Below are 21,854 nucleotides of genomic sequence, written 5' to 3' on the forward strand. Positions count from 1 at the left end.
GGCGGCCGAACCGCGCCGCCGCCCGGACCCTCCTGCGGACTCTCACCGGAACCAACGGCCCGCCGCCGTACACGGTTCCCGCCCGGCCAGTAATCTGTCGCTGGGAAATATCGACATCCAGCCACCCGCCGGCGGCCACGCAGCGGCAGACCCCCCAGGACCAGCATCATCGACTTCGGGCCCGCGGCTTCGACGCTCGCCGACACCTACGTCGGCGAGGACGCTGTGCTGACCTACGCCCGGTCCCAGGCGGCCCGCACCGGGGTGCAGGCGATCGGGCCCAGCGGTGGGGCCTGCCTGCGGCTGCTGGCGGCCGCGGTGGGCGCCAAGGCGGTGGCCGAGATCGGCACCGGCACCGGCGTCTCCGGCCTCTACCTGCTGCGCGGCATGCGCACGGACGGGATCCTGACCACCGTCGACCCGGAGCCGATCCGCCAGGAGTTCGCCCGCGAGGCGTACCTCGCGGGCGGCTTCGCGGTGAACCGGGCCCGGCTCATACCGGGACGGGCGCTCGACGTGCTGCCGCGGCTCGCCGACGGCCAGTACGACCTGGTCTTCTGCGACGGCGACCCCGCCGAGTCCATGTCCTACCTAGCAGAATCGTTGCGCCTGCTGCGCCCGGGCGGGGTGGTCTGCTTCGAGGGGGTCTTCCAGCAGGGCCGGCTCACCGACCCCGGTCTGGACGACCCGCGCACCCGGGCGGTGCGCGAGCTGGTGCAGGAGGTGCGCGAGAGCACCCGGCTGCTGCCCGTGCTGCTCCCGGTGAGCGACGGGCTGCTCTGCGCGGTCAAGCGGTAGATGTCTCGGCCCGGTTCGCCCCGGGCGAGCCGCGGCCTGCCGACCGGCCCGGGCCGGCCGTGGGCGGCCGGAAACGGGAACAGCGGGGCCCGGGGTCCGGCCGGTGTGGTACCGGTCGGGCCCCGGGCCCCGCGGTCGCGCCCCGCAGGACGCGAAGCTCACGCTGGAGTCAGCCGCAGGCCTGCTTCAGAGCGTCACCCAGGGCGCTTGCCTCGTCCGGAGTGAGCTCCACCACCAGGCGCCCGCCGCCTTCGAGCGGAACTCGCATGATGATGCCCCGCCCCTCTTTGGTGACCTCGAGCGGGCCGTCACCCGTCCGCGGCTTCATGGCCGCCATGCTCGTTCCCCTTCCTGCAACCGCTCAGCTACGTACCAGCAGTCCGTCCACCGCCGGTATCGAACGCATTGATCGGAAGCCATTATCCCGCATTCGGCGCCCCGATGACCAACGTCACTCTCTGGGCACCAGCGGCCGCACCGGCACAGAACGGCTGATTCCGTCTCAGATGCCCCATCACTCGACCGGGCGAAACTCCATCAGATGCCGCCCCACGCCTGCCCCGGCCCGGTACCCTGCCGCCGCCCGGCACGGCGGCGACGGCCCCGGGCCCGGTCGGCGGCCCGCCGCGGCAAAGGTGCGCTACCTCACACTCCCGCCGGCCGCCGCGCTCCGGCATGCTGGCTCAGGTCCGCGATGTTACCGAACGGTTGGGAGCCCTCACCCCATGTCCGACTCCGTCCTGTACGAGCTCGACGGCCCCCTGGCCGTCCTGACGATCAACCGCCCGGACGCGATGAACGCGCTGGACGTGCCCACCAAGGTGGCCCTGCGCGACGCCGTCATCGCCGCGGCCGGCGACCCGGCCGTGCGGGCCGTGCTGCTCACCGGAGCGGGCGACAAGGCCTTCTGCGTGGGCCAGGACCTCAAGGAGCACCTGGGACTGCTGAAGCGGGCCGAGGAGACCGGCGAGCCGCCGCTGAAGACCGTGGCCGAGCACTACAACCCGCTGGTGCGGGCGCTGGCCGGGATGCGCAAGCCGACGGTGGCCGCGGTGGGCGGGGTGGCGGCCGGCGCCGGCGCCTCGCTGGCCTTCGCCTGCGACTTCCGGATCGTGGCCGAGACGGCCGGTTTCAACACGTCCTTCGCGGGCGTCGCACTCACCGCGGACTCGGGCGCGTCGTGGACGCTGCCCCGGCTGGTCGGACACGCCCGGGCCACCGAGCTGCTGATGTTCCCGCGGACCGTCAAGGCCGCCGAGGCGGCCACCCTCGGGCTCGCCACCCGGGTCGTGCCGGCCGCCGAACTCGCCTCCACCGCCCGCGAGTTCGCCATGCGCCTGGCGAACGGTCCGACCGTCGCCTACGGAGCGATCAAGGCCGCGCTGGACTTCGGCGCCTCGCACTCGCTCAGCGAGACGCTGGAGAAGGAGGACGAGCTGCAGACGCTGGCCGGCGCCAGCGAGGACCACCGGATCGCGGTGCGCGCCTTCCTCGCCAAGGAGCAGCCGAACTACGTGGGGCGCTGAGGCGCGCGGGCGGCCGGACCGGGCCCCGACCCGGTCGGGCCGCCCCGGCGGGCCGTCAGCTGGCGAGGGCGTCCGGCACCGGGCCCAGCGCGCGGGCGTGGCAGTCCGCCAGGTGGTCGTTGACCAGGCCACAGGCCTGCATCAGCGCGTACGCCGTGGTCGGGCCGACGAACCGGAAGCCGTTGCGCTTGAGCTCCTTGGCCAGCGCCGTCGACTCCGCGGTGACGGCCGGCACCTCGTCGAGGGTGCGCGGCGCCGGACGCCCCGGCTCGGCGGCGAACTGCCAGATCAGCGCGTCCAGGCCGCCGTCCAGCTCCTGGGCGGCGCGCGCGTTGGCGATCGTCGCCTCGATCTTCAGCCGGTTGCGGATGATCCCGGCGTCCTGCAGCAGCCGCTCGGCGTCCTTCGGGGTGAAGGCGGCCACCTCGGCGATCCGGAAGCCGGCGAAGGCCGCCCGGAAGCCCTCCCGGCGGCGCAGGATGGTGATCCAGGAGAGACCGGACTGGAAGGCCTCCAGGGAGATCCGCTCGAAGAGCGGGTCCTCGCCGTGCACCGGCCGGCCCCACTCCGCGTCGTGGTAGCGCCGGTAGTCGTCGGCCGACTCGCCCCAGGGGCAGCGCAGCAGGCCGTCGGGGCCGGGCTGCAGCGCCTGCGCGGCGGTCACGACTCGCCCTGCTCCGCCGCGCCCGGGGAGGTGGCCGGCGCGGACGCGCCGACCGTCTTGCCGCCGCTCTCCACGATCGCGGCGAAGTCCTCCAGGCCCGGCAGCGGCTCGGAACCGGCCGCCCGCTCCCCCGGCACGGCGTCCTGCACGTCGCCGTCCTGCCCCGCCACCGCGGCCTCCAGCTCGGCGATCCGCGAGTCGCGGTAGGCGAGCTCGGCGCCGAGCCGGTCCAGCACGTCGTCCACCTCGTCCATCCGGTAGCCGCGCACCGCCATCGGCAGCCGGATCCCGTCCACGTCGTGGCGGTTCAGCGGCCGCTCCTGCGGCAGCCGCGCCGCGATCCGGTCGTGCACGGCCTCCGGCAGCGAACCGCCGCCGCCCAGTGCCACCAGCGCGGCACCGCCGACCACTACGGCCATCGCCACCACGATCACCCAGAACACGAGCTGTCCTCCCGACGCGTGAGTATCCGGCCGCGTGAGGGATCATGGATTCCCTGGGAAGGCCGGGGCCCCATCATCGCACCAGGGCACCCCTGGATCGATACCTGAGAGACCTGCGTTACCGGTCGGCGACAGCGGCTCAGCGGAGCCGTACGGAGCCGAGGAGAGCTGTGAGGAGCGAGGGTGGCACTACGTCTGGGACCGCGTGAGTTCGGCGCGGACGAACTGGTCATCATGGCCATCGTCAACCGCACCCCGGATTCGTTCTTCGACCGCGGCGCCACCTTCGCCGACGACGCCGCCTTCGCGGCGGCCGACCGCGCGATGGCCCAGGGCGCGGCGATCCTGGACATCGGCGGGGTCAAGGCCGGTCCCGGTGAGGAGGTGACGGTCGAGGAGGAGCTGCGCCGCACGGTGCCGTTCGTGGCCGAGCTGCGCCGGCGCCACCCCGACGCCGTGATCAGCGTGGACACCTGGCGGCACGAGGTCGGCGAGGCGGTCTGCGAGGTCGGCGCGGACCTGCTCAACGACGCCTGGGGCGGCGCCGACCCCGAACTGGCCGCGGTGGCCGCACGCCACGACGTCGGCCTGGTCTGCACCCACGCCGGGCGGGTCGAACCGCGCACCCGCCCGCACCGGATCGGCTACGACGACGTGATGGCCGACATCCTGGACGTCACGGTGGGCCTGGCCGAGCGGGCCGTGGCCCTCGGGGTGCGCCGGGACGCGCTGATCATCGACCCCGGGCACGACTTCGGCAAGAACACCCGGCACTCGCTGGAGGCCACCCGGCGGCTGCCGGAGATGACCGCCACCGGGTTCCCGGTGCTGGTCTCGCTCTCCAACAAGGACTTCGTCGGCGAGACCCTCGACATGCCGGTGGACGAGCGGCTCTTGGGCACGCTGGCCACCACCGCCGTGTCGGCCTGGCTGGGCGCCCGGATCTACCGGGTCCACCAGGTGGCCGAGACGCGGCAGGTGCTGGACATGGTCGCCTCGATCCGCGGCACCCGTCCCCCGGCGGTGGCCCGCCGGGGGCTGCAGTAGTTCGCCCGCTCGCCTCCGGGCGCTCTGACCCGGTGTCGACGGTCGTCGCTCCGGCGCTCCCTCCTTCGTCGGTCGCTTGTCGCTCCTCGCTTTCGACACCGGCGCGCCCTGCGGCTCGGGGCGGGATTGGTCGGGGTGGGCGTCAGAGCGGCCGGGGTGGGCGTCAGAGCGGCCGGGGCGTTGGTGGTGGCCGCTGGTGTCGTGGTCCTCAGACCGCGGTGCCGTTGCTGGGGCGGCGGCTGTCGGCCAGGATCTTCAGCACCTCGTCGATCTCGTCGGTGACGTGGAAGAGTTCGAGGTCGGCCGGCGACGCCTTGCCCTGGGCGACCAGGGTGTCCCGCAGCCAGGCCACCAGGCCGCTCCAGTAGGCGCTGCCGAAGAGGATGACCGGGAAGCGGGTGACCTTCTTGGTCTGCACGAGGGTCAGCGCCTCGAAGAGCTCGTCCAGCGTGCCCAGGCCGCCGGGCAGCACCACGAAGCCCTGCGCGTACTTCACGAACATCGTCTTGCGCACGAAGAAGTAGCGGAAGTTCAGACCGAGGTCGACGAACTCGTTCAGCCCCTGCTCAAAGGGGAGTTCGATGCCGAGGCCGACGCTGAGCCCGCCCGCGTCCGAGGCGCCGCGGTTGGCGGCCTCCATCGCCCCCGGGCCGCCACCGGTGATCACCGCGTAGCCGGCCTCCGCCAGGGCCCGGCCGATCGCCACCCCCGCCGCGTACTCCGGCGAGTCGACGGGCGTCCGCGCCGAGCCGAACACGCTGACGGCCGTGGGGAGTTCGGCGAGCGCGCCGAAGCCCTCGACGAACTCCGAGGTGATCCGCCAGACCCGCCAGGGGTCGGTGTGCAGCCAGTCGGTGGGGCCGGTGGTGTCCAGCAGCCGCTGGTCCGTGGTGCCGGTGCCGACCTGCTCGCGGCGCAGCAGCACCGGGCCCTTCTGCTTCTCCGGCCATGCCTTCTTCGCCGGCTCCGAGCCGGGCTCGGGTGTCTCCACCAGCTCCGGCCCGTGACCGAAGTGCCGCTCGCCTGCACCGTCCTGCGCTGATGTCCCTGTCATGACGAAACTCTACGCCCGCCGTGGGCCGATCACGGGCAACGGCGGGCGGACGCCGGGTGGACACCAGGTGACCCACTCGCCCCAGCGAGCGACTACCCGTCCCGAGCCGAAGGGCGCGCCGGTGTCGAAAGAAGGGCCCCTCCTGCCCGCTGGCGGGCAAGGAGGGAGAGCAACAAGCGACCGACGAAGGAGGGAGCGCCGGAGCGAGGAGTGTCGACACCGGATCACGAGCGCCCGGAGGCGAGCGGGCGACCAGGGCCCGTCCGGTCCCTAGCAGAGCCAGTCGGTCAGCCGCCGCTCGCACTCGGCGATCGCGCTGAGCGAGCAGTGTTCCTCGCGCTTGTGCGCCAGGTTCGGGTCGCCGGGGCCGTAGTTGACGGCGGGCACGCCGAGCGCGCTGAACCGCGCCACGTCCGTCCAGCCGTACTTGGCGCGGGCCTCGCCGCCGGTGGCGGCCAGGAAGGCGCGGGCGGCCGGTTGGGCGAGCCCGGGCAACGCGCCGGGGGCGGAGTCGGTCACCTCCAGCGCGAAGCCGCTGAACACCTCGCGCACGTGCGCCTCGGCCTCGGCCTCGCTGCGGTCGGGCGCGTAGCGGAAGTTGACGGTCACCACGCACTCGTCCGGGATCACGTTGCCGGCCACGCCACCGCTGATGTCCACCGCGTTGAGGCCCTCGCGGTACTCCAGTCCGTCGATCTCCACCCGGCGCGGCCGGTAGGCGGCGAGCCGCCCGAGCACCTCGGCGGCGTGGTGGATGGCGTTGTCGCCCAGCCAGCTGCGCGCGGAGTGCGCGCGGGTGCCGGAGAGCGTGACCCGCACCCGCAGGGTGCCCTGGCAGCCGCCCTCGACCCTCGCCTCGCTGGGCTCCATCAGCACGGCGAAGTCGGCCGCCAGCCACTCGGGGTGCTGGGCGGCCAGGTGGCCCAGGCCGTTGCGGGAGGCCGCCACCTCCTCGCAGTCGTAGAAGACGAAGGTGAGGTCGCGGTTGGGCGCGGGCAGCGTGGCGGCCAGGCGCAGCTGCACGGCCACGCCCGCCTTCATGTCGGAGGTGCCGCAGCCGTACAGCAGGTCGCCCTCGACCCGGGAGGGCAGGTTGTCGGCGATCGGCACGGTGTCCAGGTGGCCGGCGATCAGCACCCGCTCGGCCCGGCCGAGGTGGGTGCGGGCCACCACGTTGTTGCCGTACCGGTCGACGGTCAGGTGCGGGAGTGCGCGCAGCGCCGCCTCCACCGCGTCCGCGAGCAGCTTCTCGTCCCCGCTCACCGAGGGGATGTCGACCAGCCGCGCGGTGAGCGCGCCGCCGTCCAGGGAGAGGTCGAGAACGGGCGGCAGGCTGTCCTGGTTGCTCATGGCGGCCAAGCGTAGCGGTGCCCCCGGGTCGTCCGGCGGGGGTCGCCGGGCCGGCTGGCGGGGGCCGGGCACCTGTCGCGACCTGGGATGCAACCGGGGAGGACCGCACAGTCGTCCGAGCGGGAGGTGAGTGAGTACGGTGAGCGGACACAACGCGAGGTGAGAGGGGCCACGGTGGCGTACGAGGAGGAAGCGGCCCCCGGTCGCCGGCGGCGGAGGCCGTTGCGCTGGGTGCTGACGTCGCTGCTGCTGATCGCGGCGGTGGTGGCCGGCGTGGTGCTGTGGAACCGCCACCAGGCGGTCGAGACGGCCGAGGGCTGCGAGGTCACGCCGGTCGGCGGCAAGCCGGTGACGATGGACCTCGAGCAGGGCTCGAACGCGGCCACCATCGCGGCCGTCACCATCGCCCGCGGCCTGCCGGAGCGCGCCCTGACCATCGCCCTGGCCACCGGGCTGCAGGAGTCCAAGCTGCACAACCTGGGCGGCGGCGACCGCGACTCGGTCGGCCTCTTCCAGCAGCGCCCCTCGCAGGGGTGGGGGACCGCGCAGCAGATCCAGGACCCGGTCTACGCCACCAACAAGTTCCTCGACGCCCTGGTGAAGGTGAACGGCTACGCCCGGCTGCCGCTCACCGAGGCCGCGCAGGACGTGCAGAAGAGCGGCTACCCCGGCGCCTACGCCAAGCACGAGCTGCGGGCCTCCCAGCTGGCCTCCGCACTGACCGGGCACACCCCGGCCTCGTTCAGCTGCACGGTGCACCAGCTCGCCACGCCGGCCGCGGCCGACGCGACCACCGGCGCCGGTACCGGCACGAGCGGCCCCTCGCCGGCCGCGGCCGCCTCACCGGCCGGCGGTGCGGCGGGCGCCGCGCAGCAGGTGACCGACCGGGTGCGCCGCGAGTTCGGGCGCGCGGTGACCACCACCGCGGCCACCGGCGGCTCGACGGACGCCAAGGCGGCCGGCACCGGCGCGCTGGCGCTCGTCCCGGACCCGTCCGCCGGCACCGAGTCGGGGGCCGACGCCCAGCGGCAGAGCGGCTGGGCGGTGGCCCAGTGGGCGGTGGCGCACGCGCAGGAGCTCGGCATCGGCGCGGTGTTCTACGACGGGAAGTCCTGGCGGGTCGAGCACTCCGCGGACGGCTGGAAGCCGCAGGCCGACGCGACCGCGACGGACCGCGTGCTGGTGACCCTGGGCATGCCCGCCGCCAAGCACTGAGGCAACCGTCAATGACGGTTGACGAACGATCGCCCGTACGCCGTCCTGACGAGTGAACGCGAGCACGCCGAGTGGACGCGGTCGTCCCGATGGAGGGGTGACGGCCGCTCCACCGGCCGGCTCCTCGGGCCCGGTCCACCGGACTCGTGCCCCCTTGAGAAGTGACGTTTCTTCAATCCCTTCACCGACGGTCGATTTGTCCCGAATGTCAGAAAAAGGATCATGCGATCTTTAGGGACTCTTGACCTTCGCGTGCCGAAACCTTCTCGCTCCTGAAGCGGTAATCACGGCGTCCGCCCGGCGGACCTGCCGTGTCGTCACCTCTTAGGAGCACCATGTCCCTCCCCCTCTCACGTCGGATCGCCCAGGCCGCCCTGCTCGTCGCGGCCGGTGCGACTCCGCTGGTCGCCGCCGGGGCGGCGTCCGCCGACCAGCTCATGCCGCACAACACCGACCTCGCGTCCGGGATCAGCAAGCTGGACGGCGTCACCTCGGCCTCGACGCTCAAGGGGGAGGCCCACCAGGCCGGCCAGGCGCTCGGCATCACCGGCGCGGTGCTCACGGGCACCGCGCTGCCCGCCATGGCCGACGCCGCCGGCCACACCGCCGCCACCGCGCTGCCGCAGGCCGGCCGGGTGGTCGACCCGCTCGGGGACCGCAGCGGGTCCACCACGGCCGCCACCGGCACGCTGACCGGCGCCACCGACCGGGTCGCGGACCTGCTCCCGACGTCCACCCCGCTGGGCGGCGGACTGCCGGCGAGCACCACCCGCTCGATGCCCGCCGCCCCCGGTCTGCCCGGGCTGCCCGGCGGGCTGCCGAACGCGATGCCCGGCACGCCCACCGTGAGCGGGGTGGACAAGGTGGTCAACGGCGACACCCTGAGCGACCCGGTCGGCGCCACCCGGCAGCTGGCGGGCCAGGTGCCGGCCACCGGCAGCCTCGCCAAGGCGCTGCCGGCGAGCGACCGCCTGACCGGCGCGCTGCCGGCCGCCGACCGGCTCCCGGAGGCGGTGCCCGCGAGCGGCGACACGCTGGGCTCGGTGCCGCTGGTCGGCCAGCTGGCCCAGTCGGCGCCGGCCACCCACCCGCGGGTCGGCGCGGGGGCCGGCGGCGACCACCTGACCCAGTCGCTGCCCGGCCACGGCGACTTCGCGCACGCGCTGACCGGCACCGACCTGCTCCACCTGCAGCAGCTGGCCGGGCACTCCGGCGAGAGCACCCACCGGCTGGGCGGCGGGCTGCCGGACCTCGGCAGCGGCCTGCCGGACCTGAGCACCGCCACCAGCCTGCTGGGCGGTGCCACCGGCGCGACCCAGCACCTGCCCTCGGTCAGCTGACCGCACCGGGCGCGGGCTCGGAGCCCGGGCCCCGGGCCTGGGTAGGGCGGCACGGCAGAGGGCGGTGGGCCGGACGTCGCACGGCCCGGCACGCCCTACGCCTTGGCGGCCTCGTACAGCCGGGCCACGGCCGAGGCCACCCGCTCGTCGGTGGCCGTGAAGGCGACCCGCACGAAGCGCTCGCCCGCCGGGCCGTAGAAGTCACCCGGGGCCACCAGCACGCCCAGCCGGGCCAGGTCCGCGACGGTCTGCCAGCACGGCTCGTCGCGGGTGGCCCAGAGGTACAGGCTCGCCTCGGAGTGCTCGATCCGGAAGCCGTACGCCTCCAGCGCCCCGCGCAGGGCCGAGCGCCGCGCCGCGTACCGGGCGCGCTGCTCGGCCACGTGCGCGTCGTCGCCGAGCGCCGCGGCGAGGGCCGCCTGCACCGGCGCGGGCACGATCATGCCGCCGTGCTTGCGGACCTCCAGCAGCTCGCCGACCACCACCGGGTCGCCCGCCACGAAGGAGGCGCGGTACCCGGCCAGGTTGGAGCGCTTGGAGAGCGAGTGCACCGCCAGCAGGCCCTCGTGGGAGCCCTCGCAGACGTCCGGCCGCAGCACGGAGACCGGCTCGGCCTCCCAGCCGAGCTCCAGGTAGCACTCGTCGCTGACCAGCAGCGCCCGGTGCTCCCGGGCCCAGCGCACCGCGCGCCGCAGCTGGTCGGCGCCCAGCACCCGGCCGGTCGGGTTGGAGGGCGAGTTGAGCCAGAGCAGCCGCACCCGGGCGGGGTCCAGCTCCTCGACGTCCTCGTACTCGACCGGCGTGGCCCCGCAGAGCAGCGCGCCGACCTCGTAGGTCGGGTAGGCCAGCCGCGGGTAGGCGACCTGGTCGCCCGGCCCGAGACCGAGCTGACCGGGCAGCCAGGCGACCAGCTCCTTGGAGCCGATCGTCGGCAGCACGCCCTGCGGACCGATCTCGGCCCCGCAGCGGTCCGCCAGCCAGCCGGCGATCGCCTCGCGCAGCTCCAGCGGCCCCCAGACGGTCGGATAGCCCGGCCGGTCGGTGGCGGCGGCCAGCGCCTTCTGGATCACCTCCGGGACCGGGTCCACCGGGGTGCCGACCGAGAAGTCGCAGATCCCCTCGGGGTGGGCCAGCGCGGTGGCCTTGTACGGCTCCAGCCGGTCCCACGGGAAGACCGGCAGGAGGTCGGAGACGCGGCGCGCCGCCCCCGGGTGACCCGGGAACGGCGCGCGCGGTGCTTCGTTGGTGCTCACAGCTCAGCTGCCGCCGATCGTCGTTGCGTCAGTGGTCCGGGACGCCGGTGCTCAGTGCGATTCCTGGTTCTGCGGCGGCAGGGCCGCGATGAACGCGTGGTCGCGCTCGATCAGGCCGAGCTTGGAGGCACCACCGGGCGAACCGAGGTCGTCGAAGAACTCGACGTTCGCCTTGTAGTAGTCCTTCCACTCCTCCGGGGTGTCGTCCTCGTAGAAGATCGCCTCGACCGGGCAGACCGGCTCGCACGCACCGCAGTCGACGCACTCATCCGGGTGGATGTAGAGGGAGCGCTGGCCCTCGTAGATGCAGTCGACCGGGCACTCTTCGATGCAAGCCTTGTCCTTGACGTCGACACAAGGCTGCGCGATGACGTAGGTCACGCTGTCGTTCCTCCTCGGATGGGCCGGTGCCCAAACTATGTACTTGCGTGCGCGGGTGAGCGCGGCGTCGTCGATGCCCGCCCCTAGTATCGCGGTTCAGAGACCACAAATGCACCGGAGGTCGCCTTGAGCAGCACACCGATTCCGGCCACCGCCCGTCCGGAGGTCCGGATAGACCCCTCTGACGTGGGACGACGCGTCTCCGTCCGGCGGATCGAGGGGGCCCGCGACCCGGCCACCGGACGCCCGGTGTTCCGCGATGCGATCGGCGTGCTCACATCTTGGGACGAGCACGAACTGACGGTGGCCACCCGCGACAGCGAGGTCCGGATCGCGGCGGACCGGCTGGTGGCGGGCAAGGTGGTTCCGCCGTTCCCGGTCCGGCCGGCCGAGCCGCGGGCCGTCGACCCGGCCGACCTGCAGCGCGTCGCCGCGCGCGGCTGGCCCGCGGTGGAGCAGGAGGCGTTGGGCGACTGGACCCTGCGCGCCTCGGCCGGCTTCACCCGCCGGGCCAACTCGGTGCAGACCCTGGGCGACCCGGGCCTGCCGCTGGACCGCGCGCTGGAGCACGTCCGGCAGTGGTACGCGGCCCGCGACCTGCCGGCCTGGCTGGAAGTGACCTCTCCCGGCTCGCCCGCCGGCCTGGTGGCCGAGCTGGACCGCCTGGGCGCCGCCTACGACCTGACGCTGGTGCGCACCGCCCCGCTGGCCCCGCTCGCCCGGGCCGGCCGGGCGGACGCGCAGCGGGTGCGGCTCGCCCGCCGGGCCGACGCGGACTGGATGTCGCTCTACCGGCGGGTCGGCGACGACCCGGTGGTGGCGCGCGCCGCCCAGCGGGTGCTGCACGGCGGGCCGTCGGTCTGGTTCGCCGCCGTCCACGCCGACCCGACCCTCCCCGCCGACCCGACCGCTCCCGACCACCCGACCGCTCCCGACCGCCCCCGCGCGGCGCCGCTGGCGATCGGACGGTGCGTCATCGACGGCCCCTGGGCCTGCTTCGGCGCCGTCGAGGTGCAGCCGGCCGCCCGCCGCCGGGGCCTGGCCACCGCCGTGATGGCGGCCCTGGCCGCCCGCGCGGCCGAGGAGGGCGCGGTCGGCGGCTACCTGCAGGTGGAGGCCGAGAACGATGGTGCGATCACGCTCTATGACGGACTCGGGTTCACGACCAGTCACACTTACCACTACGCCCGTCTTCCCCGGGCGTAGTGGTCCGCGTAGGTTCCCGCCCATAGCGTTGCGCACCGGCAACTCCCCCGCAGCGCCGCCCGTTCACCCAGCACGAAAGCCACCGCAGCCATCGTGACCGAGCAGAGCAGAGCCCGCTTCCGCGCCGAGGCCAGGTCCGAGCAGCCCGATCCGGTGCTGCTCTGCATGCTGGCCGCCGCCGAGCACACCCTGGCCTCCCCCGGCTACACCGAGGACGGCCGCGTCGAGCCGACCCCGACCCTGGACGCGCTGCTGGCCGCCTGCCAGGCCGCGCTGGACCGGCACGCGGCCGCCGTCCGCCGGGCGGTGGCCGAGCGCTCCCCCGCCACGCCCGAGGAGACCGCCGCCCTGCTGGCGGCGGTGCTCGGCGGGCGCGAACGCTTCCACGGCCGGCAGTCCGACTACCGGCGCCTGGAGTCCTCGCTGCTGCCCGACGTGCTGCGCCGGCGCCGTGGCCTGCCGATCATGCTCTCGCTGGTCTGGTCGGCGGTGGCCGCGCGGGCCGGCCTGACCGTCCACGGGATCGCGCTGCCGGGCCACTTCATCGTCGCGGTGGGCAACCCGCAGCAGCCCGAGGAGTACGTGCTGGCGGACCCCTTCCACGGCGGCCGGCTGCTCTCCACGGACGACGCGGCCGCCCTGGTGGTCGCCTCCGGCCACGCCTTCTCGCCCGACCTCTTCACCGCCGCGCAGCCGTTGGACGTCGTGCTGCGGGTGCTGGGCAACATCCGCAGCTGGGCGGCCGATCGCCCCGAACACGCCAGGACCCAGCTGTGGGCGACCGAACTGGCCCTGCTGCTGCCCCGCCACCCGGCCCAACTGCGCCTGGAACGTGCGGAGATCCTGGTGCGCACCGGCGACTTCCTGGCCGGGGCCACCGAGATGGAGGCCTACGCGCAGATCCTGGACGCCTTCGACCCGGACTCCGCCCGGCGGGTCCGCCAGGAGGCGCGGGCCGCCCGCCATCGCCTCAACTGAGCCGGCGGGAAAGCCCGTTCACATCCAGCCCTTCTCCCTGGCGATCCGCACCGCCTCGGCCCGGTTGCGGGCCGCGGTCTTCTGGATCGCCATCGAGAGGTAGTTGCGCACCGTGCCCTCGGACAGGTGCAGCCGGCCCGCGATCTCGGCGTTGACCGCGCCGTCCGCGGCGGCCGCCAGCACATCCAGCTCGCGCCCGGTCAGCGGGTTGGCCCCCTCGGCCAGCGCGGCCGCCGCCAGCGTCGGGTCGATCACCCGCTCGCCGCGCAGCACCCGCCGCACCGCCTCGGCGAGTTCGGCCGCCGGGGCGTCCTTCACCAGGAAGGCGTCCGCCCCGGCCTCCATCGCCCGGCGCAGGTAGCCGGGGCGCCCGAACGTGGTGGCGATGACCACCTTGGTCTGCGGGCTCTGCCGCTTCAGCAGCGCCGCCGCCTCGATGCCGGTCATCCCGGGCATCTCGATGTCGAGCACCGCCACCTGCACCCGGTGCGCCAGCGCCGCCGCCACCACCTCGTCCCCGCGCGCGACCTGCGCGACGACCTCGATGTCACCCTCCAGCCCGAGCAGCGCGGCCAGCGCCTCGCGCACCATCCCCTGGTCCTCGGCGAGCAGCACCCGCACCCGCTGGTCGGCCGGGCTGGTCGCGGGAGCCTGCGGCGTCTCGTCAGTCATGCCACCAGCCTAGGCACTTGGCGCCACCCGACCGCCCCCGGGCTCACCCGGGCACCCGCTACGGGCGGGCGGTGGCCGCCGGCGGTCCGGCCACCTGGACGCCCAGCGGGACCAGCGCCCGGACCCGGAAGCCGCGGCCGCCCGGACCGGGCGAGGTCTCCAGCCGGCCGCCGGCCAGCGCGAGGCGCTCCTCCAGTCCGCGCAGCCCGTTGCCGGCGGCGGACCGGCCCGGACCGCGACCGTTGTCGGCGATCTCCAGGACCGCGAACCGGCCGCCCTCGCCGTCCCAGCTCTCGTCCATGGTGAGCGTGCAGGTGGTGGCACCGGCCGCGTGCCGCACGATGTTGGTGACCGACTCGCGCAGCGCCCAGGCCAGGCACTCGGCCTCCGCCCCACCCAGCCCGGGCCGGTCCTCCGCGAGCCCGGCGGCGGCCTCCAGGGTGACCCCGACCGTGGTCAGCGCGCCGCGCGCGGCGGCGAGTTCGACCGGCAGAGTGGGCCGGCGGTAGCCGCTCACCGCGCTGCGCACGTCGATCAGCGACTGCCGGGCCACCTGCTCGATGTCCGCCACCTGCGCCCGGGCGGCCTCCCGCTGGTCGGCGTCCATGAACCGGCCCGCCAGCTCGCTCTTGAGCGTGATCAGCGAGAGCGAGTGGCCGAGCAGGTCGTGCAGGTCACGGGCCATCCGCAGCCGCTCCTCGGAGGCCGCCAGGTGCGCCGCGGTCTCCCGCGCCTCGCGCAGCTCGCGCATCGCGCCGACCAGGCGCTGCAGACCGGTCATCGCCGCGCCGCTGAGGAAGGTCGGCAGCACCAGGCTGCTGAGCGTCGCGTTGTCCGCCCCGGTGGCCAGCGCGATCGCGGTGACCAGCACGGTGATCCCGGCCACCCCGCCCAGCGCGATCCGCACCGGCAGCACCGCACCGGCGGTCACCGACAGGTAGGTGAGCAGCACCAGCCAGGCGTCGCCCAGGCCCACGCCGGTGACCACCGCGAGGACCAGCATGACCGCCAGCACCGGGTAGCTGCCGCGCCACAGGGTCCCGGTCATCGAGCGGAAGATGACCATCGTGAGGTAGCAGCCGAGGAAGCCCGCCAGCGCCGCCCAGCCCGCCACCTGGACCGGCAGGGAGTAGCCGCCCTTCAGCAGGTCCTCGACCGGGTAGACCAGGTAGGCCATCCACAGCAGCATCCAGCAGAGCTTGATGACCAGTTGCCTGCGGTTCTCCACCGGGACGCCGGGGTTCGGCACGAACTCCACGCGCCGCCGGCCCTCCTTGCGCGGTCGGTCGCTGGGCGGCTGGTCCACGGACGTCTGGGGCATGCCGGTCATCATGCCTGCCGGGTGTCCCGCCGGTACAGGACGGCCGCGGCGGCCGTGAAGAGCAGCAGGAAGCCGGCCAGACCGGCCGCGGCCCCGGTGTCGAAGCCGCCGCCGGGGTGCGCGAAGGCGGCGAGCTGGTTGTACAGGTAGACCGGGTTGAAGCGGGCGATCGTCTTCAGGGTGCCGGAGACCGGGAACCAGGTGCCGCCGGCCAGCGCCAGCAGCATGTAGACGATCATCACGATCGACTGCACCGCGTTCGGCTCCGCGGCGTAGCCCAGCGCCACGCCGAGCGCCGCGAAGACGAAGCTGCCGAGCCAGAGCGCCAGCGTCAGGCCCAGCCACTGGACGGCCGGCAGCCGCACGCCCTCGGCCGCGCCGAGCGCGAAGACGGCCAGGAGGGCCGGCAGCGTGGTCACCGCGCAGGCGCAGATCTTGGCCACCGCGTACGCCCGCCCGGGCAGCGCGGTCAGTCGCAACTGCCGCACCCAGCCGCTCCGGCGCTCCAGCGAGATCCGCTGCGCGCTGCCGGTGAGCACCGCCCCGACCGCGCCGAAGGTGGCCATCGAGACCATGAAGTACGACTTGGCGCTCACCCCGCCGGCCATGCCGTCGCCGTAGGCGGTGACCAGGAAGAAGTACAGCAGCGAGGGGTAGAGCACGGTGAAGAACACGTACCGGCGGTTGCGCAGGGTGCGCCGGATCTCCAGCTCGATCAGGGTCCTCATCGCGCGTACTCCTCGCTCCGGGTCTCCTCGTCGGCCGGCCGGCCGGCCAACCGGTCCTGCCGGTCCTGCTGTTCGTGCTGTTCGTGCCGGTCCTGCCGGTCCTGCCGGTCCTGCTCGCCGGTGATGGCCAGGAACGCCTGTTCCAGGCCGAGGCCGGCGACCTCCAGGCCGCGCGGGTAGCAGCCGGCCCGGTAGAGGGCCGCCACGTCCGCGTCGGCGTCGCGGGTGCGGATCCGCACGGTGCGCACCCCGGCGGCCGGGCCGCTGACGTCCAGCGCGACCAGCCCGGGCAGCGCGCGCAGCACCGACTCCTCCACCGGACCGTCCGCGGCGTGCAGTTCGAAGCTGATCCGCCGGGCGCCGGCCCTGGCCTTGATCTCGGCGGCCGAGCCGTCGGCGATCAACTGCCCGCGGTGCAGCACCAGCACCCGGTCGGCGACCGAGTCGGCCTCCTCCAGGTAGTGGGTGGCGAAGAGCACGGTGCGGCCCGCGTCGGCCTGCCGGCGCATCGAGGCCCAGAACTGCCGGCGGACCGAGACGTCCATGCCGGTGGTCGGCTCGTCCAGCACGATCAGGTCGTTGGCGCCGGCGATCGCCAGCGCGAAGCGCACCCGCTGCTCCTGGCCGCCGGAGAGCCGGTCCACCCGGCGCTCGGCGATCTCCTCGATCCCGGCGTCGCGCAGCACCTCCTCAAGGCGGTGGCCGCGCGGGTGCACGTCGCAGGCGAGTCGGACCAGCTCGCGGACCCTGACGTCGGTCATCAGCCCGCCGCTCTGCAGCATCGCCCCGACCCGGCCGGCTTCGACGCCCGCCCGCGGGGCGCCGCCGAAGAGGGTGACGCTGCCCTGGTCCGGCTCGCGCAGGCCCAGCAGCAGGTCCAGGCTGCTGGACTTGCCGGCGCCGTTGGGGCCGAGCAGGGCCACCGTCTCGCCGGCGCGCAGCACCAGGTCCAGCCCGTGCACCGCCCGCACCGGCCCGTAGCGCTTGCTCACCCGCCGGAAGGCGGCCACCTCGTCGCTCATCGCCGTTCTTCCTCTCCCGCGTCGCGCACCTGCTGACCCGACCAGAGTCCCGTCCGGCGGGGGGCGGCAGGCAGTGTGCGCCGTCGTGTCCTGGCGGTGACGGATGTCATGACGGTGGCCCGGTCCCGCGGGGGGACCGGGCCACGCGAGCACGGCTCAGCGGCGCACGGCTCAGCGGCGCACGACTCAGCGGCGCACGACTCGGCGAGGCACGGCTCAGAGGAGGCCGAGCGAGCGCTTCAGGAAGTCGACCTGGAGCAGCAGCAGGTTCTCGGCCACCTGCTCCTGCGGCGTCATGTGGGTGACCCCCGAGAGCGGCAGCACGGTGTGCGGCCGGCCGGCGGCCAGCAGCGCGGAGGAGAGCCGCAGGGTGTGCGCGGCGACCACGTTGTCGTCGGCCAGGCCGTGGATGATCATCAGCGGCCGCTCGAGCTTCTCCGCGTCCTCGATCAGCGAGTTGGTCCGGTAGACCTCGGGACGCTCGGCCGGGTGGCCCAGGTAGCGCTCGGTGTAGTGGGTGTCGTAGAGCTGCCAGTCCGTCACCGGGGCGCCGGCGACCGCCGCGTGGAAGACATCCGGGCGGCGCAGCACGGCCAGCGCGGAGAGGTAGCCGCCGTAGGACCAGCCGCGGATGGCGACCCGGCCCAGGTCCAGCGGGAACTCCTCGGCCAGCGCCTGCAGCGCCTCCACCTGGTCGTCCAGGGTGGCCCCGGCGAAGTCGAAGGCGATCGCCTTCTCCCAGGCCGGGCTGCGCCCGGGGGTGCCGCGCCCGTCGGCCACCACCACGGCGAAGCCCTGGTCGGCGAACCACTGCGAGGAGAGGAACGCGTTGTGCGCCTGCACCACCATCTGGCCGTGCGGACCGCCGTACGGGTCCATCAGCACCGGCAGCAGGCCGTCCCGCTCGCGGTCGTAGCCGGTCGGCAGCACCACGGCGGACGGGATCCGGCTCGGGCCGGCGAGGCGGAACTGCGGGCGGGCGGTGAGCACCGGGCGCTCGGCGTACGAGGTGACGACGACCGGCTCCCGCCCGTCGCGCAGCACCTCGGTGCGCCGGCCCGGGCGGTCCAGGGCGGAGCTGGAGAGCACCAGCAGGTCGCCGCCGCAGACCGCGTCCAGCGCCGCGCCGTGGTGCAGCAGGCGCGGGCCGGAGCCGTCCAGCGGCACCGAGTACAGGCCCAGCAGGCCCGGGCTCTGGTCCTCGGCGCCCTCGCCCGCACTCGCGGTGACGAGCACGTCCTCGGCGCCGACCGCGAGCACCGCCCGCAGGTGCAGGGTGTCGTCGGTGAGCGTGCGCTCGCCGGCGACGAGCGCGCGGTGGCCGGACTCGTCCGAGATCCGCACCAGCTCGCCGCCGGGCGTCCAGGCGGGCGCGCCGGAGAAGAGCTCCAGCCAGACGGCGTCCTGCTCGACCAGCAGCGTGCTGGTGGCGCCGGTGTCGGCGTCCAGCGTGAGCAGCAGCTGCGAGCGCTGGTCACGGGCCTGCACCAGCAGCAGCGGCGGGCCGCCGGCCGACCAGTGCACCCGGGCCAGGTACGGGTAGGCCGCGCGGTCCCAGCGGGCCTCGACGCGGCTGCCGTCCAGGCCCAGCACCCAGAGGGTGACCTCGGCGTTGGGGGTGCCGGCGGCGGGGTAGGCGACCTCGGCGGGCACGGTGGCCGGGTTGGCCGGATCCGCGATCCACCAGCGGTGCACCGGCGCGTCGTCGGCCCGCGCGGCGAGCAGCCGGTCGCCGTCGGGCGACCACCAGTAGCCGCGGTCGCGGCTCATCTCCTCCTGCGCGATGAACTCGGCCTGGCCCCAGGTGACGCCCGGCTGCTCCGGCTCGGCCAGCGCCCGGTCGCCGCTGCCGTCGGTGGCGACCACCCGCAGCGCGCCGGCCGTGGTCGGGTAGGCGGCCCAGCGGCCGTCCGGCGAGGGGCGCGGGTCGAGCACCGGGCCGGCCGCCGGCAGCTCACGGGTGCCGCCGCCGACCAGGTCGGTGGCGAAGAGCCGGCCGGAGAGCGCGAAGACGGCGAGCGTCGCGGTGGCGTCCAGCGCGTAGCCGACGATGCCGGCCGAGCCCTCGCGGCTGCGCTCGCGGCGCGCCCGCTCGGCCGGCGAGAGGTCCTCCTCGCCGCCGCCGAGCAGGATCTGCGGGTCGGCGCCCACCGCCTCCTCGCCGGTGGCCGCGTCCAGGGTCCAGAGCAGGTTGGCCCGGTCGGTGCCCGACCGCGAGCGCAGGAAGACGACCCGCGAACCGTCGGGTGCGACGGAGAACGAGCGGGGCTGGCCGACGGTGTAGCGCAGGGTCCGCGCGTACTGCCGGGGGAAGGTGTCCGCGGGGGTGGCGGAGGAGGCTTCAGTGGTCATGAGACCGCACCTTACGGCCTCGCCGCGCTCTTGATCACTCGTTCGGCGTAGGCGCGGGAACTGGCGCCGATGGACCCGCGCACCCCCTCCCACCGGCCCAGGCGTGCGTTCGAGACCCCCGCGCCACGCCCTCGACCGGCTTACGGACAGTAATACCGCGCTCACTCATCGGGTATTCCTTGATCGACGATACGGACGCGCACTGTCCGCATCGCCGCTGTCCCGCACGGTCCCGACCGTCGCCCCCCGTGGGCGGCGCACCCGAGAGGGGTGCCGACATGGCGCTGTCCATCTCCGCAGCCATGCTGATGCTGGTCATCGTGGTGGTGCTGGTCCGCCGCTCCGGCCTGAAGCCGGCGCACGCGATCATCTGCACACTGCTGGGCTTCTACCTGGCCTCCACGTCGATCGCGCCATCGATCCAAGAGGTGACGAGCAACCTGGCCGGCATGCTGAACAACCTGAAGCTCTGACCACCCGCGCGATCGCGGCCCGGGCGGGTGGCTAGGCTGCTGCCCATGACCGCTGCCGCCGCCGCCCGCCGCCTGCTGCTGGTGCATGCCCACCCCGACGACGAGTCGATCGGCAACGGCGCGACCATGGCCCGCTACGCCGCCGAGGGCGCCGGGGTCACCCTGGTGACCTGCACCCTCGGCGAGGGCGGCGAGGTGATCGGCCCCGAGCTCGCCCACCTGACGGCCGACCGCCAGGACGCGCTCGGCGAGCACCGGATCGGCGAGCTGAGGGCCGCGATGCGGGAGCTCGGGGTGGGCGACGTCCGCTTCCTGGGCGGGCCCGGTCGCTACCGGGACTCGGGCATGATGGGCGTGGCCGAGAACGACCGGCCCGACTGCTTCTGGCGGGCCGACGTCGACGAGGCGGCCGGCCACCTGGTCGCGGTGGTCCGCGAGGTACGTCCGCAGGTCCTGGTCACCTACGACGAGAACGGCGGCTACGGGCACCCGGACCACATCCAGGCGCACCGGGTCGCCCTGCGGGCGCTCGAGCTGGCCGCCGATCCGCGCTACCGCCCCGAGCTGGGTCCGGCCTGGCGGATCGTCAAGGTGTACTGGAACCGGGTGCCGCGCACCGTGCTGGCGGCGGGCCTGGCCGCCGCGGCCGAGCGCCACCCGGCGGTGGCCGCCCCCGAGGACGTCCCGGGCGTGGTGCCCGACGAGCTGGTCACCACCGTGCTGGACGGCGCGCGGCACGCCGAGCGCAAGGCCGCCGCGATGCGCGCGCACGCCACCCAGATCACCGTGGACGGCTCCTTCTTCGCCCTCAGCAACGAGCGCTGGCAACCGCTGCTGGCGGACGAGTACTACCAGCTGGTCCACGGCGAGTGCGGCACCGGCCGCCCGGAGACCGACCTCTTCGCCGGAATCGAGGACCGATGAGCAATCCGCTGCACGCCCTGCTCGGCACCCGCTCCCAGCGGCTCGCCGAGCCACTGCCCTCCCGGCGGACCCGGCTCGCCTGGTACCCGGTGCTCTTCGTGCTCGGCGCGCTGGTCGCGCTCTGCGGTTGTTTCGTGCAGGCCCTGTGGAGCCCGGTCGGCCTGCTGCTCGCGCTGGCCGGCAACCTGGCCGTCTTCTACGGCGGCCTGCGCCTGACCGGGACCAAGCTCGGCGCCGGCTTCCCGATCCTGGGGTGGCTGCTGGTGCTGATGGTGCTGATGGCTCCGCGGCCCGAGGGCGACTTCGTCCTCGCGTCGGGCGCCAACTCGTACGTCTACCTGGTGGGCGGGCTGGCGACCTGGCTGGTCTGCGTCCTGCCGACCCGGTCCACCTTCCCGCTCGGCATCCCGCGCCAGCGGGACTGAGCGGACCCGACGTCTCGTCCGGGACCGCCCCGGTGTCCGAGTGTCCGGACACGACGGGCAGTCAGAGCCGCTCGCCCGTAGTCTCGGCGGTGAGGAACCGGACGTATCGGGTTCTAACGGAAGCAGTTCGCCACTCAGGCGTTCCCAGTATGGTGGTGCCGCAGCACCGTCGGACGAGCCGTCCGGCCGCGAACCCGGAGCAGAGCAGCATTGAGCAGCCGCGAATCTGACAACGCCTACCCGACGCCCCGTCGGGGCGGATCCCGTCCTCAGCCAGGAGGGGAGAGCCCAGACGCCTACCCGTCGGGCACCCCGCCGTACGGCATCCCGGGCCTCGGCAGCGGCTTCGGCACCGGCGGCCCGGTCCCGGCCGGCGATCCGTTCGGTCCTCCCCGCACGGTGCCCCCGGCCCCGGCCCAGGACGCCGAACCCGACACCCCCAAGACCGAGACCACCCTGACCACCAGGATCTCGATCAACATCCCCGGCTCCCGGCCGATCCCGCCGGTCGTGATGCGCAGCGCCGTCAAGCCGGAGGAGCCCGAGGCCGAGCCGAGCCCCGCGCGGCCCGCCGCCGCGGCCGGCCCCCGGCACCGCTCGGCCGCCCCCGCCTCCCCGGTCCTGGGCGTGATGGAGCAGGGCGGCCGCACGGCCCCCCCGCCGGACCTGCCGCCCGAGTGGC

The 21,854-nt window shown here is 74.5% G+C and carries 23 protein-coding genes and 1 pseudogene; 12 read left to right on the forward strand and 12 right to left on the reverse strand.

What is annotated here, in order from left to right:
- The first annotated feature begins 165 nt into the window (after window positions 1-165).
- On the forward strand, window positions 166-798 hold the full coding sequence (locus ABD323_RS20790; protein WP_425556089.1) for an O-methyltransferase: 633 nt from the start codon (window positions 166-168) through the stop codon (window positions 796-798).
- Between the two features lie 169 nt (window positions 799-967).
- Here the strand turns inward: ABD323_RS20790 and ABD323_RS20795 are convergent, their stop codons facing one another.
- Window positions 968-1,135 carry a DUF3117 domain-containing protein gene (locus ABD323_RS20795; protein ID WP_344443293.1) on the reverse strand — a complete coding sequence of 56 codons (168 nt, stop codon included), beginning with the start codon at window positions 1,133-1,135 and terminating at the stop codon, window positions 968-970.
- 388 nt (window positions 1,136-1,523) lie between these two features.
- On the opposite strand from ABD323_RS20795, the gene ABD323_RS20800 reads away from it, so the two are divergent.
- On the forward strand, window positions 1,524-2,324 hold the full coding sequence (locus ABD323_RS20800; protein WP_344443294.1) for an enoyl-CoA hydratase-related protein: 801 nt from the start codon (window positions 1,524-1,526) through the stop codon (window positions 2,322-2,324).
- A gap of 55 nt (window positions 2,325-2,379) precedes the next feature.
- On the opposite strand, the gene ABD323_RS20805 is transcribed toward ABD323_RS20800, so the two are convergent.
- Entirely contained in the window at window positions 2,380-2,988 is a 609-nt protein-coding gene (locus tag ABD323_RS20805; protein ID WP_344443295.1) for a DNA-3-methyladenine glycosylase I, read from the reverse strand.
- The gene (locus tag ABD323_RS20810; protein WP_344443297.1) at window positions 2,985-3,431 is read right to left on the reverse strand and encodes a DivIVA domain-containing protein; all 447 of its coding nucleotides are present in this window, start codon (window positions 3,429-3,431) and stop codon (window positions 2,985-2,987) included. The genes ABD323_RS20805 and ABD323_RS20810 overlap by 4 nt, the downstream gene beginning before the upstream one ends.
- 234 nt (window positions 3,432-3,665) lie before the next feature.
- Between ABD323_RS20810 and folP the strand changes: the two genes are divergently transcribed.
- Entirely contained in the window at window positions 3,666-4,478 is an 813-nt protein-coding gene (folP, locus tag ABD323_RS20815; RefSeq protein ID WP_344443319.1) for a dihydropteroate synthase, read from the forward strand.
- Window positions 4,479-4,686: 208 nt separating this feature from the next.
- Here the strand turns inward: folP and ABD323_RS20820 are convergent, their stop codons facing one another.
- On the reverse strand, window positions 4,687-5,532 hold the full coding sequence (locus tag ABD323_RS20820; protein ID WP_344443298.1) for an LOG family protein: 846 nt from the start codon (window positions 5,530-5,532) through the stop codon (window positions 4,687-4,689).
- A gap of 270 nt (window positions 5,533-5,802) precedes the next feature.
- A complete protein-coding gene (gene dapE, locus ABD323_RS20825) occupies window positions 5,803-6,882 on the reverse strand; it encodes a succinyl-diaminopimelate desuccinylase (RefSeq protein WP_344443299.1) in 1,080 nt (359 codons plus the stop codon).
- A 231-nt stretch (window positions 6,883-7,113) separates the two neighbouring features.
- Here dapE and ABD323_RS20830 point away from each other — a divergent pair, with 231 nt between their 5' ends.
- Window positions 7,114-8,097 carry a VldE C-terminal domain-containing protein gene (locus ABD323_RS20830; protein WP_344443300.1) on the forward strand — a complete coding sequence of 328 codons (984 nt, stop codon included), beginning with the start codon at window positions 7,114-7,116 and terminating at the stop codon, window positions 8,095-8,097.
- 335 nt (window positions 8,098-8,432) lie between these two features.
- Window positions 8,433-9,437: a hypothetical protein gene (locus ABD323_RS20835; protein ID WP_344443301.1), complete on the forward strand. Its 1,005-nt coding sequence runs from the start codon at window positions 8,433-8,435 to the stop codon at window positions 9,435-9,437.
- 95 nt (window positions 9,438-9,532) lie between these two features.
- Here ABD323_RS20835 and dapC read toward each other — a convergent pair whose 3' ends face one another.
- On the reverse strand, window positions 9,533-10,690 hold the full coding sequence (gene dapC, locus ABD323_RS20840) for a succinyldiaminopimelate transaminase (protein WP_344443302.1): 1,158 nt from the start codon (window positions 10,688-10,690) through the stop codon (window positions 9,533-9,535).
- A gap of 51 nt (window positions 10,691-10,741) precedes the next feature.
- On the reverse strand, window positions 10,742-11,071 hold the full coding sequence (gene fdxA, locus ABD323_RS20845) for a ferredoxin (protein ID WP_344443304.1): 330 nt from the start codon (window positions 11,069-11,071) through the stop codon (window positions 10,742-10,744).
- A gap of 126 nt (window positions 11,072-11,197) precedes the next feature.
- Here fdxA and ABD323_RS20850 point away from each other — a divergent pair, with 126 nt between their 5' ends.
- Together ABD323_RS20850 and ABD323_RS20855 are read left to right on the forward strand one after the other, a co-directional pair.
- Window positions 11,198-12,277, forward strand: coding sequence for a GNAT family N-acetyltransferase (locus ABD323_RS20850; RefSeq protein ID WP_344443305.1), 1,080 nt, complete (start codon window positions 11,198-11,200; stop codon window positions 12,275-12,277).
- Between the two features lie 93 nt (window positions 12,278-12,370).
- Complete coding sequence (locus ABD323_RS20855; RefSeq protein ID WP_344443306.1) at window positions 12,371-13,255, forward strand: transglutaminase family protein; 885 nt, start codon at window positions 12,371-12,373, stop codon at window positions 13,253-13,255.
- An 18-nt stretch (window positions 13,256-13,273) separates the two neighbouring features.
- Here ABD323_RS20855 and ABD323_RS20860 read toward each other — a convergent pair whose 3' ends face one another.
- The 4 genes from ABD323_RS20860 to ABD323_RS20875 are packed head-to-tail and all read right to left on the reverse strand — an operon-like array spanning window position 13,274 to window position 16,998.
- The gene (locus ABD323_RS20860) at window positions 13,274-13,927 is read right to left on the reverse strand and encodes a response regulator (protein ID WP_344443307.1); all 654 of its coding nucleotides are present in this window, start codon (window positions 13,925-13,927) and stop codon (window positions 13,274-13,276) included.
- 58 nt (window positions 13,928-13,985) lie between these two features.
- Window positions 13,986-15,248: a sensor histidine kinase gene (locus ABD323_RS20865; protein WP_344443308.1), complete on the reverse strand. Its 1,263-nt coding sequence runs from the start codon at window positions 15,246-15,248 to the stop codon at window positions 13,986-13,988.
- 8 nt (window positions 15,249-15,256) lie between these two features.
- A complete protein-coding gene (locus ABD323_RS20870) occupies window positions 15,257-15,976 on the reverse strand; it encodes an ABC transporter permease (protein WP_344443309.1) in 720 nt (239 codons plus the stop codon).
- Entirely contained in the window at window positions 15,973-16,998 is a 1,026-nt protein-coding gene (locus ABD323_RS20875) for an ABC transporter ATP-binding protein (RefSeq protein ID WP_344443310.1), read from the reverse strand. The genes ABD323_RS20870 and ABD323_RS20875 overlap by 4 nt, the downstream gene beginning before the upstream one ends.
- Window positions 16,999-17,030: 32 nt before the next feature.
- Here ABD323_RS20875 and ABD323_RS46060 point away from each other — a divergent pair, with 32 nt between their 5' ends.
- Window positions 17,031-17,303 carry a pentapeptide repeat-containing protein gene (locus tag ABD323_RS46060; protein ID WP_425556090.1) on the forward strand — a complete coding sequence of 91 codons (273 nt, stop codon included), beginning with the start codon at window positions 17,031-17,033 and terminating at the stop codon, window positions 17,301-17,303.
- Here ABD323_RS46060 and ABD323_RS20880 read toward each other — a convergent pair.
- Complete coding sequence (locus tag ABD323_RS20880) at window positions 17,215-19,350, reverse strand: S9 family peptidase (protein ID WP_344443311.1); 2,136 nt, start codon at window positions 19,348-19,350, stop codon at window positions 17,215-17,217. The genes ABD323_RS46060 and ABD323_RS20880 overlap by 89 nt on opposite strands.
- A 278-nt stretch (window positions 19,351-19,628) precedes the next feature.
- On the opposite strand from ABD323_RS20880, the gene ABD323_RS20885 reads away from it, so the two are divergent.
- From ABD323_RS20885 to ABD323_RS20900, 4 genes and pseudogenes are all read left to right on the forward strand, one after another.
- Window positions 19,629-19,823, forward strand: coding sequence for a DUF2304 domain-containing protein (locus tag ABD323_RS20885; RefSeq protein WP_344443312.1), 195 nt, complete (start codon window positions 19,629-19,631; stop codon window positions 19,821-19,823).
- 45 nt (window positions 19,824-19,868) lie between these two features.
- Complete coding sequence (mshB, locus tag ABD323_RS20890; protein ID WP_344443313.1) at window positions 19,869-20,747, forward strand: N-acetyl-1-D-myo-inositol-2-amino-2-deoxy-alpha-D-glucopyranoside deacetylase; 879 nt, start codon at window positions 19,869-19,871, stop codon at window positions 20,745-20,747.
- A complete protein-coding gene (locus tag ABD323_RS20895; protein ID WP_344443315.1) occupies window positions 20,744-21,172 on the forward strand; it encodes a DUF6113 family protein in 429 nt (142 codons plus the stop codon). Before mshB ends, ABD323_RS20895 begins: the two co-directional genes overlap by 4 nt.
- A 210-nt stretch (window positions 21,173-21,382) precedes the next feature.
- Window positions 21,383-21,854: pseudogene (locus ABD323_RS20900) on the forward strand (hypothetical protein); the annotation flags it as partial.

The sequence above is a fragment of the Kitasatospora nipponensis genome (assembly GCF_039528135.1).
GTDB classification, from domain to species: Bacteria; Actinomycetota; Actinomycetes; order Streptomycetales; family Streptomycetaceae; genus Kitasatospora; species Kitasatospora nipponensis.

Excerpts from the sequence above, each read along its gene's own strand:
- ABD323_RS20795 (WP_344443293.1), bottom strand. The coding sequence starts at position 1,135 with ATGGCGGCCATGAAGCCGCGGACGGGTGACGGCCCGCTCGAGGTCACC.
- ABD323_RS20800 (WP_344443294.1), top strand. The coding sequence starts at position 1,524 with ATGTCCGACTCCGTCCTGTACGAGCTCGACGGCCCCCTGGCCGTCCTG.
- folP (WP_344443319.1), top strand. The coding sequence starts at position 3,666 with ATGGCCATCGTCAACCGCACCCCGGATTCGTTCTTCGACCGCGGCGCC.
- ABD323_RS20820 (WP_344443298.1), bottom strand. The coding sequence starts at position 5,532 with ATGACAGGGACATCAGCGCAGGACGGTGCAGGCGAGCGGCACTTCGGT.
- dapE (WP_344443299.1), bottom strand. The coding sequence starts at position 6,882 with ATGAGCAACCAGGACAGCCTGCCGCCCGTTCTCGACCTCTCCCTGGAC.
- ABD323_RS20835 (WP_344443301.1), top strand. The coding sequence starts at position 8,433 with ATGTCCCTCCCCCTCTCACGTCGGATCGCCCAGGCCGCCCTGCTCGTC.
- ABD323_RS20860 (WP_344443307.1), bottom strand. The coding sequence starts at position 13,927 with ATGACTGACGAGACGCCGCAGGCTCCCGCGACCAGCCCGGCCGACCAG.
- ABD323_RS20865 (WP_344443308.1), bottom strand. The coding sequence starts at position 15,248 with ATGCCCCAGACGTCCGTGGACCAGCCGCCCAGCGACCGACCGCGCAAG.
- ABD323_RS20870 (WP_344443309.1), bottom strand. The coding sequence starts at position 15,976 with ATGAGGACCCTGATCGAGCTGGAGATCCGGCGCACCCTGCGCAACCGC.
- ABD323_RS20875 (WP_344443310.1), bottom strand. The coding sequence starts at position 16,998 with ATGAGCGACGAGGTGGCCGCCTTCCGGCGGGTGAGCAAGCGCTACGGG.
- ABD323_RS20880 (WP_344443311.1), bottom strand. The coding sequence starts at position 19,350 with ATGACCACTGAAGCCTCCTCCGCCACCCCCGCGGACACCTTCCCCCGG.
- ABD323_RS20885 (WP_344443312.1), top strand. The coding sequence starts at position 19,629 with ATGGCGCTGTCCATCTCCGCAGCCATGCTGATGCTGGTCATCGTGGTG.
- mshB (WP_344443313.1), top strand. The coding sequence starts at position 19,869 with ATGACCGCTGCCGCCGCCGCCCGCCGCCTGCTGCTGGTGCATGCCCAC.
- ABD323_RS20895 (WP_344443315.1), top strand. The coding sequence starts at position 20,744 with ATGAGCAATCCGCTGCACGCCCTGCTCGGCACCCGCTCCCAGCGGCTC.